Annotated in this window: 13 protein-coding genes; 11 read left to right on the top strand and 2 right to left on the bottom strand. The window is 70.8% G+C overall.

The window, feature by feature from the left end:
• Window positions 1-19: 19 nt before the first annotated feature.
• A complete protein-coding gene (locus WFI52_RS04510; RefSeq protein WP_336625916.1) occupies window positions 20-1471 on the bottom strand; it encodes an NAD(P)H-quinone dehydrogenase in 1452 nt (483 codons plus the stop codon).
• A gap of 61 nt (window positions 1472-1532) precedes the next feature.
• On the opposite strand from WFI52_RS04510, the gene WFI52_RS04505 reads away from it, so the two are divergent.
• The 3 genes from WFI52_RS04505 to WFI52_RS04495 all read left to right on the top strand — a co-directional run bounded on the left by WFI52_RS04505 (window position 1533) and on the right by WFI52_RS04495 (window position 4734).
• A complete protein-coding gene (locus WFI52_RS04505) occupies window positions 1533-2363 on the top strand; it encodes a purine-nucleoside phosphorylase (protein WP_336625917.1) in 831 nt (276 codons plus the stop codon).
• Complete coding sequence (locus WFI52_RS04500) at window positions 2360-4048, top strand: phospho-sugar mutase (RefSeq protein ID WP_336625918.1); 1689 nt, start codon at window positions 2360-2362, stop codon at window positions 4046-4048. Before WFI52_RS04505 ends, WFI52_RS04500 begins: the two co-directional genes overlap by 4 nt.
• Before the next feature lie 113 nt (window positions 4049-4161).
• Window positions 4162-4734, top strand: a complete 573-nt coding sequence (locus WFI52_RS04495; RefSeq protein ID WP_336625919.1) for a GNAT family N-acetyltransferase — start codon at window positions 4162-4164, stop codon at window positions 4732-4734.
• Window positions 4735-4743: 9 nt separating this feature from the next.
• On the opposite strand, the gene WFI52_RS04490 is transcribed toward WFI52_RS04495, so the two are convergent.
• A complete protein-coding gene (locus WFI52_RS04490) occupies window positions 4744-6651 on the bottom strand; it encodes a BglG family transcription antiterminator (RefSeq protein ID WP_336625920.1) in 1908 nt (635 codons plus the stop codon).
• A gap of 134 nt (window positions 6652-6785) precedes the next feature.
• Between WFI52_RS04490 and WFI52_RS04485 the strand changes: the two genes are divergently transcribed.
• The 8 genes from WFI52_RS04485 to WFI52_RS04450 all read left to right on the top strand — a co-directional run bounded on the left by WFI52_RS04485 (window position 6786) and on the right by WFI52_RS04450 (window position 13894).
• Window positions 6786-7142, top strand: coding sequence for a PTS sugar transporter subunit IIB (locus tag WFI52_RS04485; protein WP_336625921.1), 357 nt, complete (start codon window positions 6786-6788; stop codon window positions 7140-7142).
• On the top strand, window positions 7139-7414 hold the full coding sequence (locus tag WFI52_RS04480; RefSeq protein WP_336625922.1) for an HPr family phosphocarrier protein: 276 nt from the start codon (window positions 7139-7141) through the stop codon (window positions 7412-7414). Before WFI52_RS04485 ends, WFI52_RS04480 begins: the two co-directional genes overlap by 4 nt.
• A 69-nt stretch (window positions 7415-7483) precedes the next feature.
• Entirely contained in the window at window positions 7484-9145 is a 1662-nt protein-coding gene (gene ptsP / locus WFI52_RS04475; RefSeq protein ID WP_336625923.1) for a phosphoenolpyruvate--protein phosphotransferase, read from the top strand.
• Window positions 9146-9174: 29 nt separating this feature from the next.
• Entirely contained in the window at window positions 9175-10857 is a 1683-nt protein-coding gene (locus tag WFI52_RS04470; RefSeq protein WP_336625924.1) for a PTS mannitol transporter subunit IICB, read from the top strand.
• Window positions 10858-10925: 68 nt separating this feature from the next.
• The gene (locus WFI52_RS04465) at window positions 10926-11357 is read left to right on the top strand and encodes a PTS sugar transporter subunit IIA (protein ID WP_336625925.1); all 432 of its coding nucleotides are present in this window, start codon (window positions 10926-10928) and stop codon (window positions 11355-11357) included.
• Window positions 11358-11369: 12 nt separating this feature from the next.
• Complete coding sequence (locus WFI52_RS04460; RefSeq protein ID WP_336625926.1) at window positions 11370-12521, top strand: mannitol-1-phosphate 5-dehydrogenase; 1152 nt, start codon at window positions 11370-11372, stop codon at window positions 12519-12521.
• A 67-nt stretch (window positions 12522-12588) separates the two neighbouring features.
• Window positions 12589-13164: an alpha/beta hydrolase gene (locus tag WFI52_RS04455; RefSeq protein ID WP_442927688.1), complete on the top strand. Its 576-nt coding sequence runs from the start codon at window positions 12589-12591 to the stop codon at window positions 13162-13164.
• Between the two features lie 10 nt (window positions 13165-13174).
• Window positions 13175-13894: a TSUP family transporter gene (locus WFI52_RS04450; RefSeq protein ID WP_336625927.1), complete on the top strand. Its 720-nt coding sequence runs from the start codon at window positions 13175-13177 to the stop codon at window positions 13892-13894.
• Window positions 13895-13983 lie beyond the last annotated feature (89 nt).

The raw sequence follows: 13983 nt of genomic DNA, 5'->3' as shown, positions 1-13983 counted from the left end.
CCGGGCGGCGGCGGGACGATCAGCCGAAGAAGTCGTCGTCGCGGTTCACCTGGTGCATCGCACGCGTCGCATCGGTGATCGACCCCGCGAGCGACGGGAACACCGCGAAGACGCGCGACACCTGATCGACGGTGAGGCGACGCTCGACCGCGATCGCGATCGGATAGATGAGCTCCGACGCGCGCGGCGCGACGATGACACCGCCGATGACGGTGCCCGACCCCTCCCGGGCGATGATCTTGACGAACCCGTCGTTGATGCCCATCATCTTCGCGCGCGCGTTGGCCGCAAGCGGCAGCTTGTACACATAGCCGTTGATGGCGCCTGTCTCGAGGTCCTTCTCCTGACGCCCGACCGTCGCGATCTCCGGTGCCGTGAAGATGTTCGCCGTGATGCGGCGGCGCTCGAGCGGGATCACGGTGTCGCCGAGCGCGTGGAAGATGGCGGTGCGCCCCTGCATCGCGGCGACGGATGCCAGGGGCACGAACGTCGTGCAGTCCCCGGCCGCGTAGATGTTCGGCACCGACGTGCGCGCGACGCGGTTCACCCGGATGTGGCCTGAGTCGGTGAGCTCGACGCCCGTCTCGGCGAGGCCGATGCCCGTCGTGTTCGGGATCGACCCGACCGCCATGAGGCAGTGGCTGCCCTCGACGGTGCGGCCGTCCGACAGCGTCACGACGACGCCGTCGCCGACGCGCTCCACGCGCTCGGCGCGCGAGCGCGACAGCACCGTCATCCCGCCCCGGCGGAAGACCTTCTCGAGCACGGCGGCGGCGTCGCGGTCCTCCCCCGGCAGCACGTGCTCGCGCGAGGAGATGAGCGTCACGTGGGCGCCGAGGTTCATGTACGCCGAGGCGAACTCGGCCCCCGTCACGCCCGATCCGACGACGATGAGGTGCTCGGGGAGCGCCTTCATGTCGTAGAGCTGCGTCCACGTGAGGATCCGTTCGCCGTCCGGCTGCGCGCTCGGCAGCTCGCGGGGAGCCGCCCCCACCGCGACGACGAGCGTGTGCGCCTCGACGCGGTCGAAGTCCGTGCCGCCGGGCCCGGTCGCCACGACGATCGAGTGGTGATCGTCCAGGCGGCCGTGGCCGGAAATGATGCGCACCCCGGCATCCACCAGCTGCGCGCGCATGTCGTCGGACTGCTGACGGGCGAGCGAGAGCAGGCGCTTGTTGACCGCCGCGAGGTTGATCGCGACCTGCGGCTTCAGCGGGCGACCGGACTCGCCCTTCGCGAAGAACTCGACGCCCAGATCGGATGCCTCGGAGATCGCCACCGCGGCATCCGCCGTGGCGATGAGGCTCTTGGAGGGGACGACGTCGGTCATGACGGCCGCGCCGCCGACGCCGGCGCGCTCGACGAGCGTCACCTCGGCCCCCAGCTGGGCGGCGGCGAGCGCTGCTTCGTAGCCGCCGGGGCCGCCGCCGAGCACGGCGACCGACTGGGAATGGACGAAGCTCGCGGACATTCCTCCATTCTTCCAGGCTGTCGCCTGGCCCCCGCACGCTCGGGGTTCCTAAAGTAGGGGGATGTCCTCGTACACGAACCCTCTCGACGACCCCGCCGCCGACCCCTTCGAGGTCGCCGCGCGGGCGGCATCCGACATCGCCCGCCTCACCGGCGTGGAGCGCCACGACATCGCACTGACGCTCGGGAGCGGCTGGGGCAAGGCCGCCGACCTCATCGGCGAGACGACGACCACGATCCCGGCGACCGAGGTGACGGGGTTCTCGAAGCCCGCCCTCGCCGGGCACGTCGGCTCGCTGCGGTCGATCCTGACCCCGGGCGGCAAGCGAGTGCTCGTGATCGGTGCGCGCACGCACTATTACGAGGGCCACGGCGTGCGCCGCGTCGTGCACAGCGTGCGCACCGCCGCCGCGACGGGGGCGAAGACGATGGTGCTGACGAACGGCGCCGGCGGCATCAAGCACTCGTGGACGCCGGGGACGCCGGTCCTCATCAGCGACCACATCAACCTCACGGGCGACTCCCCGCTCGAGGGAGCCACCTTCATCGACCTCACCGACCTGTACTCGACGCGGCTGCGCGACGTCGCTCGGCGCATCGACCCCACGCTCGACGAAGGCGTCTACTGCCAGTTCCGCGGTCCGCAGTACGAGACGCCCGCCGAGGTGCGCATGGCGAAGACGATCGGCGGCCACATCGTCGGCATGTCGACGGCGCTCGAGGCGATCGCAGCCCGCCAGGCCGGCATGGAGATCCTCGGGTTCTCCCTCATCACGAACCTCGCGGCCGGCATCCAGACGACGCCGCTCAGCCATGCCGAGGTCATCGAGGCGGGGCAGGCCGCCGAGCCGGTCATCTCCGACCTCCTCGCCCGCGTGGTCGGCGCGCTGTGAGCACGGCGCCGATTCTCGACGCGGCCCGCGCGTGGTGGGCGCAGGACCCGGATGGAGTGACGCGAGACGAGCTCGCGGCGCTCATCGAGGCGGCCGAGGGCGGGGATGCCGCGGCATCCGCCGACCTCGACGATCGCTTCGGTGCGCGCCTGGAGTTCGGCACGGCGGGCCTGCGCGGTCGCCTCGGCGCCGGCAGCAACCGTATGAACCGCGTGCTCGTGTCGCAGGCGGCGGCCGGCTTCGCTGCGTACCTGCGCGAGAAGGCGGGGCCGGGGGCCGTGCCCACGGTCGTCGTCGGCTACGACGGACGGCGGAACTCGGACGTCTTCGCGGCGGATTCGGCGGCGATCTTCGCGGGCGCGGGCCTCCGGGCAGTGCTGCTGCCGCGCCTCCTCCCGACGCCCGTGCTCGCGTTCGCCGTGCGGCACCTGGATGCCGCAGCGGGCGTCATGGTCACGGCCTCGCACAACCCGCCCGATGACAACGGGTACAAGGTGTACCTCGGCGGCGAAGACCAGGGGTCGCAGATCGTCGCACCCGCCGACGCCGAGATCGCCGCACACATCGAGCGCGTCGCCGCGTCGATCGCCGTGCCGGACATTCCTCGTGCCGACTACGAGATCGCCGACGAGGCCGTCGTCGCCGCCTACGTCGCCGCGACCGCCACCGTTGCGCCCGCGCCGGCGGGAGCGGCGGGCATGAACTGGGTCTACACCGCGATGCACGGCGTCGGGTACGAAACGCTCAGCGCGATCCTCGAACTCGCCGGGTACCCGCTGCCGGTCGTGGTCGAGGAGCAGATCGAGCCCGATGGGCGGTTCCCGACGGTCGCTTTCCCGAACCCCGAGGAGCCGGGCGCGATGGACCTGTCGTTCGCGACGGCTCGCGCGGCCGGAGCGGAGTTCATCCTCGCGAACGACCCCGATGCCGACCGGCTCGCGGTCGCGATCCCCGACCCGACGGCGGATGGCGGCTGGCGCCGCCTCACCGGCAACGAGACAGGGCTGCTGCTCGGCTGGCGGGCAGCGCAGCGGGCGACCTCGTCCGGAGCGACGAGCGACGGGGCATCCCTCGCCTGCTCGCTCGTCTCCTCCCCCGGGCTCGAGGCCGTCGCAGCGCACTACGGCCTCGACTTCCATGCGACCCTCACGGGGTTCAAATGGATCTCGCGCGCACCCGGGATCGTCTTCGGGTTCGAGGAAGCCCTCGGCTACCTCGTCAACCCCGACACCGTGCGCGACAAGGACGGGATCTCGGCCGCTGTCGCGATGCTCGGAATGATCGCCGAGGCCCGCGAGGAGGGACGTACGCTCGCGGACGTGCTCGCTCAGTTCGCGGAGACGTTCGGGTTCTTCCAGTCCGGACAGGTGTCGCTGCGGGTCGAGGACACGGCGATCATCGGCCGCATCATGGCAGCGCTCCGCGCCGATCCGCCGTCCTCGATCGGTGCCGTGGCGGTCGAGCGCATCGACGATCTGCTCGCGGGCGTCGAGGGCTACCCGCCCGGCGACGTGCTGCGCCTGTGGCTCGCCGACGGATCGCGCGTCATCGTGCGGCCGAGCGGCACGGAGCCCAAGCTCAAGGCCTACCTCGACGTGCGCGGCGACTCCGCGGATGACGCCGCTGCGCGGCTCGCGGCTCTCGATGAGGGGGCTCGCACGCTGATCGCCGCCGCGCAGGGCTGACCCGGCCACCGCCGCTTTCGTCGCACAACTCAGGCAGATTCCTCCGTTGCGCGCCGTTCGCGGCAGCCGGCGGGGAATTCGCCTGAGTTGTGATCCCGCGTAGGCTCGGCCCCGTGCTGCTGACCGACCCCGTCGTCCTCGAGAACGACCATGTTCGCCTCGAACCGCTGGATCCCGCACACGCGGCCGACCTCGACACGGCCAGCCGTGGTCTCGCGTATGCCTGGTACACATCGGTTCCCGCATCGGCGACCGCGGAGATCGCTCGGCGAGTCGGGGAGCGCGACGCCGGACGGATGAACCCCTTCGCCGTCGTCGCAGGCGGCCTCGCCGTCGGCATGACGACCTTCTGCGACATCGACCAGCCCAACCGGCGCGTCGAGATCGGGTACACCTGGCTCTCGCCGACGGTGCAGCGCACTGCCGTCAATACGGCGGCGAAGCGGCTGCTCCTCGGGCACGCGTTCGAGGCGTGCGATGCGATCGCCGTCGAATTCCGCACGCACTGGCACAACCGGCAGTCGCGGGCCGCGATCGAGCGCTTGGGGGCCAAGCAGGACGGCGTGCTGCGCAACCACCGCCTGGGCCCGGACGGGACTCTCCGCGACACGGTCGTGTACTCGATCCTCCCGCACGAGTGGCCCGCCGTCCGCCGCGGCCTCGACGAGCGCCTCGCGCGGGGCTGACGCCGTCGCTCAGACGTCGATGACGGCGGCGAGCTCTTCGAGGAATGCGTCGAACGTTGTCCCGCGGCGCACGATCCGCTGGACGCTGTCGCGCTCGCTGAACACCTCGACGAGCTGCTCGAACACGGTCTGGAACGCCTCGCGGTCACTCGCTGAGAAGGCCACCATGGCCACGACGTGCACCCGTCCGTCGCCCCATGCGATCGCCGGATCGGCGACGCCGACGGCGATCGCGGTGCGTGTCGCCGTCATCCCGAGCGCGTGCGGCACGGCGAGCGCGTCGGTGAACGCGGTCGACGAGAGACGCTCGCGTTCGAGCGTGCGCTCGACGTAGTCGTCGTCGATGACGCCCTGCGCGACGAGGCGCGCCCCGAGCGCGCGGATCACCTCGTCGGCGCTCGCGGCGGGGTCGATGCGGCCGATGAAGGCGTCCCGTGAGAAATAGCGCCCGAGCTCGCCCTGCAGCCGCGCGAGCCGGCGCGCGCGGCGCACGCGGCCGGCCGCGGCCTGCACGCGCTCGATATCGCTCTCGGTGAGGAACGGCTGAATTCGCACGAACCGGTCCGACACGAGCGGCGGGTCGATCGTCGTGAGCACGAGGTCCGTGTCGATCGCGCTCCAGTCGGGATCGGCTCTCGTCTCGACCCCGACGACATCGACGGCCTGTCCGAGCGAGCGATCGACGCTCGATCGCAGCAGCTCGTGCAGCTCGTAGTAGCCCGGGCAGACGATCGTCGCCGTGAGCAGCGCGCCGGCGTGACGGCTGCGTTCGAGCCGGCCGCCGACGTGCATCGCGATGTAGGCGATCTCGTCGTCGAGGAGCGGAATGCCGAGGAGGTCCCCCAGGCCGTCGGCGATGAACACCGCGATCTCGAAGATCATCGGGTAGCTCGACTTGAGAGACCGCGTGAGCGGATTGCGCGACCACGCCTGCTCCTGGGCACGCAGCCGCAAGTTCTGCACGTGCAGTGCGAGACGCACGACGAACTCCTCCTGGTCGAGATCGACGAGGAAGGCGCTCGAGGCACGCTGCACGACATCGCGGACGGCGGCCTCGACGTCGCCGGGCAGTCGGGACCGGACCTCGGATGCCGCGGCATCGGCTCCGGGGGCGACGACGCGGCTCATCACGAGCGCCGCGAGATGGCGACGGTCGCCCGCGCCCAGGCGCGCGCCGAGATGCTCGGCGCACAGCCGGTCGACGAGCTCTCCCACCCGTTCGTAGGCGGGTGGTGGCGTCGTCTCCGACGTGACCTCCAGAGCGCGGCCGTGCGCGACCCGGTCGGCGGTGATCGCGATGTGCAGCATGACGTCGCCGATGCCGAACTCGTTGACGAAGTAGCCGAGTTCGCCGAGCCCCGCGACGAGGTCGGCTTTGAACGGGCCGAATGCAGCGGCACCGAGAGAGTCTTCGCCGAGCGTGCGCCGCACGGCGGCGAGGTCGAACCCGACGTCGTCGGTCTCCTCGTGGACGAGGTGCGACAGGAGACGCCGCTGGGCCATCTCGGGGCCGCGGAGCCGCGCGCGCGACGCGCTCCGCTCGAGCACGAGATCCCCGCCTCCTTCTCCGCCCAAGAGCGCGCGAACGCGCCCGAGGTCGCCCTCGAGGGTCGCCGGGCTGACGTGGAGGCGTTCTGCCTCGTCGAACACGTCGATGCCGTCCGGGTCCGCGATGAGCGTGCGCACGAGGCGGTGCACGCGCTCGCGCGGCGAGTCGGCGTCGATCTGGGTGCGCAGCGCCGCCGCGGCATCCGTGCCGGCCCGATAGCCGAGCGGACCTGATTCGACGACGATCCCGCCGGGCAGGCGCGCGGCGAGGGCGGCGACATACGTGCGGATGCTGCGCGGCGTCACCCCGACGATATCGGCGAGCTCGGCGGCGGTCACCCATCCACCGCCGCGCACGAGCACGCTCATCACCCGATCCTGGCGCGCTCTGCTCACGTCACAAGTCAACCACGACGACCCCTCCGGCCTTCCGCCCCCGCGGAAAGCGACCTGGTTGTCTCCTCCCAGCGCTTTCACAAGAATGGCCACATGGAGGCGGATCGATGAAGATCCTCGTGGTGTGCGGCGCGGGAGCGTCGAGCACGTTCGTGGCGCAGCGCGTCCGGCACGCCGCTCAGGCGGCCGGCCGAGATGTGAGCGCGGTCGCCGGCACAGAGCAGTCGCTGCCGATCGACCTCGATGCGGCGGACATCGTGCTCGTCGGACCGCACCTCGACACTGCGCTGGACCGCATCCGCGCGGCCGCGGCGCCGCGCGGTGTCACCGTCGTGCTGCTTCCTGCGGACGTCTTCACCGACCTCGACGGCTCGCGCACGCTCGCGATCGTCGACGATGCGGTGGCCGCGCGCCGCGACCTGCCGCCCACGTCAGAGACCCCCACGGAGAGGACACCCGCATGACCGAGGCCAGCCGCACGATCCGTGTCGGATCGTCGAACGGACTGCACGCGCGCCCGGCGAAGCTCTTCGCGCAGGCGGCGAAGGATTCCGGCATCCCGGTGACGATCTCCAAAGGCTCCGGCGCGCCGGTCAACGCCGCGAGCATCCTCGGTGTGATCTCGCTCGGCGCCGAGAAGGGCGACTACGTCACTCTGACGGCCGACGGCGACCGCGCCGTCGAGGTGCTCGACCACCTCGCCGAGCTGCTGACGACCGACCACGACGAGGCCTGAACCGCCCGCACCCGGGCACTTCACGACAACACACGAGACGCACGAGAGCGATCGAAGGAGATTACGGACATGACCGAACTGCGCGGAGTGGGCATCGGACTCGGTGTCGCCCAGGGCCCCGTGGCCCGCATGGCGGAGCACCTTCCGGCCCCCGCGGACACCCCCAGCACCCTCACGCCCGCGGAAGAGCTCGCCCGGGTCCGCGAAGCCGTGCAGGTCGTCGCGCGCGAGCTCGAGGAGCGCGGGTCGAAGGCCGGGGGCCTCGCCCGCGAGGTGCTCGAAGCGCAGGCGATGATGGCCGAAGACCCCACTCTGGATGCCGAGGTCGAGTCGCGCATCTCCGCCGGGAAGACTGCCGAGTTCGCCGTCTCCGACGCGTTCGCGAGCTTCCGCGACACCCTCGCGAAGATGGGCGGCTACCTCGGCGAGCGCGCCGCCGATCTCGACGACGTCGCACAGCGCGTGATCGCCCGCCTGCGGGGGCTCCCGGCGCCGGGCGTGCCCGATCCCGGGCATCCGTTCGTGCTGGTCGCGAAGGACCTCGCGCCGGCCGACACCGCCCTTCTCGACCTCGACAAGGTGCTCGCCCTCATCACGACCGACGGAGGTCCGACCTCGCACACCGCGATCCTCGCGCGCGAGAAGTCGATCGTCGCCATCGTGGGCGCGGCGGCCGCGAAGGATCTCGCCGACGGCGAGACGGTGATCGTGGATGCCGCGAAGGGCGTCGTCACGACGAACCCCTCCGCGGAGGAACTCGCGCAGGCGCAGCACCGCGCTGACGCACGCGCGGCCGCCGCCTCCGCGCCCCTCACGCCCGGCGCGCTCAAGGACGGCACCGCGGTGCCTCTCCTGGCGAACCTCGGCAAGCCCGGCGGCGCCGCCGAGGCCGTGGAGCTCGGCGCCGAGGGCGTGGGCCTCTTCCGCACCGAGTTCCTGTTCCTCTCCTCGACGCAGGCGCCGACGGTCGAAGAGCAGACGAAGGCCTACACCGAGCTGCTGCAGGCGTTCCCCGGCAAGAAGGTCGTCGTTCGCGCGCTGGATGCCGGTGCCGACAAGCCCCTCGCCTTCCTCAACGATGCGCACGAGGACAACCCTGCGCTCGGCCTCCGCGGCCTGCGCGCGCTGCGCGCGAGCGAGGACATCCTGCGCGAGCAGCTCACGGCCCTCGCGAACGCCGACAAGGCGACCTCGGCGGACCTCTGGGTCATGGCGCCGATGGTGTCGACGGTGGAGGAGACGGAGTACTTCGTCGCCCTCGCGAAGGACTACGGCATCAAGACCGCCGGCGTCATGGTGGAGGTGCCGTCCGCCGCGCTCATGGCCGACCGGGTGCTCGCCGAGGCCGACTTCGCCTCGATCGGGACGAACGACCTCACGCAGTACACGATGGCCGCCGACCGCCTGCTCGGCTCGGTCGCGTCTTATCAGGACCCGTGGCATCCGGCCGTGCTCCGCCTCATCCAGGCGACCGCCGACGGCGGCAAGCGCAACGGCAAGCCCGTCGGAATCTGCGGCGAGGCTGCAGCCGATCCGCTGCTGGCCGTCGTCCTGGTGGGGATCGGCGCGACGACGCTGTCGATGGCGCCGACGGCCCTCGCCGACGTCCGCGCGTCGCTCCTGCAGTACACCCGCGAGGATGCCGAGCGCATCGCCGCGGCAGCCCTCGCCGCCGACGACGCGGCATCTGCACGATCCGCAGCGCAGGCTGCGGCAGAGAACGCCGCGTAGCCGCGGTCCACCCGAAGGAGACAGAGAAAATGACAACGGCGTCAGCCACCACGAACACGGGCATGAATCGCGCCCGGGTCGGAGTACAGAGGTTCGGCACGTTCCTCTCCGGCATGATCATGCCCAACATCGCGGCCTTCATCGCGTGGGGCTTCATCACGATGCTCTTCATCCCCGCCGGCTTCTTCGGCGCGAACAGCCCGTTCGGATGGCACTGGGCACCCGTCGCCGAGATCATCGGCGGCGGCGGCAACGCCGCCGACATCGGGTGGCAGGGCGCGATGACGGCGCTCGCGTCCGGAGACAGCGGCAACTTCGCCGCGTACGTGGGCCTCGTCGGCCCGATGGTGACCTACCTCCTGCCCCTCCTCATCGCGAACATGGGCGGTCGCATGGTCTACGACACCCGCGGTGGTGTCGTGGCGACCATCGCCACGATGGGCGTCATCGTCGGCACGGACATCCCGATGTTCCTCGGTGCCATGATCATGGGGCCGCTGGCCGCGTGGATCACGAAGCAGATGGACAAGCTGTGGGACGGCAAGATCAAGCCCGGCTTCGAAATGCTCGTGAACAACTTCTCCGCCGGCATCCTCGGCATGATCCTCGCGATCGTCGGCTTCTTCGCGTTCGGACCGGTGATGCTCGGCATCTCGACCGTCCTCGGCGGCATCGTGGACTGGCTCGTGTCGCTGAACCTCCTCCCGGTGCTGTCGGTGATCGTGGAGCCCGCCAAGGTGCTGTTCCTCAACAACGCGATCAACCACGGCGTGTTCACCCCGCTCGGCATCGAGCAGGCGACCGCGGCGGGCAAGTCGATCCTCTTCCTCATCGAGGCCAACCCCGGCCCCGGCCTCGGACTCCTCCTCGCCTTCACGTTCTTCGGCGTCGGGCAGGCGAAGGCCTCGGCACCCGGCGCGATCATCATCCAGTTCTTCGGTGGCATTCACGAGATCTACTTCCCGTACGCGCTGGCGAAGCCGATGACGATCCTCGCTCTCATCGCGGGCGGCGCGACCGGCGTCACCACCAACATGCTCCTCGGCGGCGGGCTCGCGTTCCCGGCGGCACCCGGCTCGATCATCGCGGTCGGCGCGGCGGCCATCGGCCCCGGCATCGGCAACCTGCTGATCGTCTTCCTGTCGGTCGCGCTTGCGGCTCTCGTCACCTTCCTCATCGCCGGTGTCATCCTGCGGGGTTCCCGCCGGCGCGACCTCGCCGCCGAGGCGGACGGGGCCGACGGCTTCGAGGCCGCCATCGCGCAGACCGAGGCGAACAAGGGTCGGTCCTCGGAGGCGCTCGCGGGTCTGCGCTCCGGCGCAGCGTCGAACGCGTCCGTCGGCGGCGGCCAGGCGTCGGTGCAGTCCGACTTCGCGGCCGACGCGATCGCGACGGGCGCCACGAGCGAGGCCACGAAGCACATCTCGACGATCGTGTTCGCGTGCGACGCAGGCATGGGGTCATCCGCGATGGGCGCGAGCGTGCTGCGCAACAAGATCAAGAAGGCCGGCTTCGACGACGTCTCGGTGACCAACAAGGCCATCGCGAACCTCGACGGCAGCGAAGACCTCGTGATCACGCAGCAGCAGCTCACCGATCGCGCCCGCGGGCGCACGCCCGATGCGCTGCACGTCTCGGTCGACAACTTCATGAACTCGCCGAAGTACGACGAGGTCGTCGACCTCGTGCGCGGCCAGCACGAAGAGAAGTGACCGACGGTGGGCCGGGGAGGATCTCCCCGGCCCACCGATCCCCCGCCTCGACATCCCAAGGAGAGAACATGAGCGTCCTGAACCTCGGACAGATCCGCATCCACTCCGGCTCCGTCGCCAAAGACGACGCGATGGCCGAGGCCGCCGGCATCCTGCAGGATGCCGGGGCTGTCACCGGCGCGTACCTCGATGCGATGCGCCAGCGCGAGCAGACCGTCTCGACCTACATGGGCAACGAGCTCGCGATCCCGCACGGCACCAACGAGACGAAGGACGCGATCCTCGCGTCGGCGCTGTCGTTCGTGCGCTACGACGGCGGTGTGGACTGGGACGGTGAGAAAGTCACCTTCGTCGTCGGCATCGCCGGCAAGGGCGACGAGCACCTCGACATCCTCTCGCAGATCGCGCTCATCTTCTCCGAGGAGGAGGAGGTCGAACGCCTGAAGGCCGCGGCGACACCCGAGGACCTGTACGCCCTGCTCTCCTCCGTGAACGGCTGAGGGGATCGGATCATGAAAGCCGTCCATTTCGGTGCCGGCAACATCGGTCGCGGATTCGTCGGGCTGCTCCTTTCCGAGGGCGGGTACGAACTCGTCTTCTCCGACGTCGCAACGGCTCTCGTCGACGCCCTCAACGCCGCCGACGAGTACACGGTGCACGAAGTCGGGGAAGGGGGCACCGACAAGGTCGTGACGGGCTTCCGCGCCGTCGACAGCGCGGCGGATCCCGGCGTCCTCGCCGACGAGATCGCCACCGCCGACGTCGTGACGACGGCGGTCGGACCGACGGTGCTGCGCTTCGTCGCTCCGCACGTGCTGGCCGGCCTCGCGCTGCGCGACCCGGAGCGGGCGCCCCTGCAGGTGATGGCGTGCGAGAACGCGATCGGGGCGACCGACCTGCTGCACGACGAGATCCGAGCGCAGGCGGGTGAGGCGTGGGACGGCCTCGCCGCCCGCGCAGTGTTCGCAAACACCGCCGTCGACCGGATCGTGCCCGCCCAGCCGGAAGGATCCGGCATCGACGTCACGGTCGAGCCCTTCTTCGAGTGGGCGATCGAGCGGGGACCGTTCGGAGAGAATCCGCCGCACATTCCCGGCGCGCACTTCGTCGACGATCTCGCGCCGTACATCGAACGCAAGCTCTTCACGGTGAACACGGGGCACGCGACCACCGCCTACTACGGCGCGCAGGCCGGCATCGAGAAGATCTCCGATGCCCTCGCCGACCCCGCGATCGCCGCGAAGGTCTCGGCGACGCTCGAAGAGACATCGGCGCTTCTCGAGGCGGTGCACGGGCTGGATGCCGCGGATCTCGCGGACTACCGGGCCACCATCCTGCGCCGCTTCGCGAACCCCGAGCTGCCCGACACCGCGCAGCGCGTCGGGCGTCAGCCGCTGCGCAAGCTCTCCCGGCACGAGCGGTTCGTCGGGCCTGCGGCTGCCGCCGCCGAGCGAGGACTCTCGACGCGCGCGCTCGTCGGCGCGATGGGTGCCGCGCTCGCCTTCGACGAACCCGACGACCCTCAGTCCGTCGAACTGCAGCAGCGCCTGCGCGCCGAGGATGCCGCGACCTTCACCGCCTCGGTGACAGGGCTCGAGAACGACCATCCCCTGTTCGCTCAGGTCGAAGAGGTCGTCCGCGCCCGGCAGGCGGAGCTCCGCTGACCGCGGCGCGCCGACCCGGTGCCGCCGCAGCACCGTAGACTGCCGCGGTGACGAAGAAGCGATCGTGATGGCACCCGCGTCGTCGGCATCCGCGAGCGCCGCAGAGCCCGAGGTCGGGCTCGTCTTCATTCCCGGCGCCAAAGTCGATCCGTGGGCGTACGCGTCCATCCTGTCGGGGCTCGTCACCGATGACGACCTCACCGTCGTCATCACGAAGCCGTGGCTGAACCTCGCCTTCTTCGACCTCCGACCTCTGTCGAGCTTCACCGACCTCGCTCCGAGCGTCACCGACTGGATCGTCGGCGGGCACTCCCTCGGAGGCGTGCGCGCGTGTCAGCTGGCGACGGACGCCGATGCGCTTCTCCTCCTCGGCTCGTACTGCGCGAACGACCTGTCGACCTCGGCGCTGCCCGTGCTCAGCATCAGCGGGACAGAGGACGGCCTGTCCACGCCGGAGAAGATCGACGCCGCACGGCCCCTCCTTCCCGCCGACGCCGTCCTCGTCGCCATCCCCGGCGCGTCGCACGCCTCGTTCGGCGACTACGGCCCGCAGCCGGGCGACGGCACCCCGACCGCGACGGACGCCGACGTCCGCGCCGTCGTGACGTCGCACGTCGCCGACCTCGCCGATCTGCTGCGCTGATCGGCCGCCGGTGCTCCTCCTCGCCGCGCTCACCGCGTTCGTCGCGGCCGTCATCCAGCGCATTACCGGTCTCGGCTTCATGCTCGTGCTCATCGGCCCGTTCGTCCTCCTCTACGGAGGCATCGAGGGCGTCACGGTCGGCGTGCTGCTCGCCCTCGTCGCCGCCGCGATCGCCGTCCCGCTCGTCTGGCGCGAGGTCGACTGGCGCCGCACGGGCTGGCTCATCTGGCCCGGTCTCGTCGCGGCGCCGGCAGGTCTCCTGTTCGTACGATTACTGCCCGAGCCTGCCCTCCTCCTCACCATCGGCGCCCTGGCGGTCTTCGCCCTTGTCGCCGGGAGGATCCCGCAGCTCTCCCGCGCCCTCACCGGACGCTCGGGGGCGGTGGCGGCAGGAGCAGCCGCCGGGTTCATGAACGTCGCGAGCGGCCTGGCCGGTCCGCCGGTCGCCGCGCACGCCGTCGGCGACGGGTGGCCGCAGCGGTCCTTCTCGGCGAGCGTGCAGGTGATCTTCACTGCCTTCGGGGTGATCACCGTCGCTCTCCGGGGCCTCCCCACCGAACCCCCGATCGACGTGGCCCTCCTCGCGGCAGCGACCGCTGTCGGGATCGTGGCGGGCTCCGCCCTCACGCGCGTGATCCCTCCACTGATCGCGCGCCGTGCGATGCTCGTGATCGCCTGGAGCGGCGCAGCCCTCGTCATCGTGCGCGGCGCCATTGCGCTGTGGGTCTGACGAACCGGTACCGCAGTATCAGTTATGAACGACTAACCTGGATCCCGTCGACGACGACACGATCCCGCACCGTCGCGGGGTGAAGCTGG

The sequence above is a fragment of the Microbacterium sp. MMO-20 genome, assembly GCF_037147735.1.
In the GTDB taxonomy this organism is placed as follows: domain Bacteria; phylum Actinomycetota; class Actinomycetes; order Actinomycetales; family Microbacteriaceae; genus Microbacterium.
This window is presented reverse-complemented; position numbering and strand designations above follow the sequence as displayed.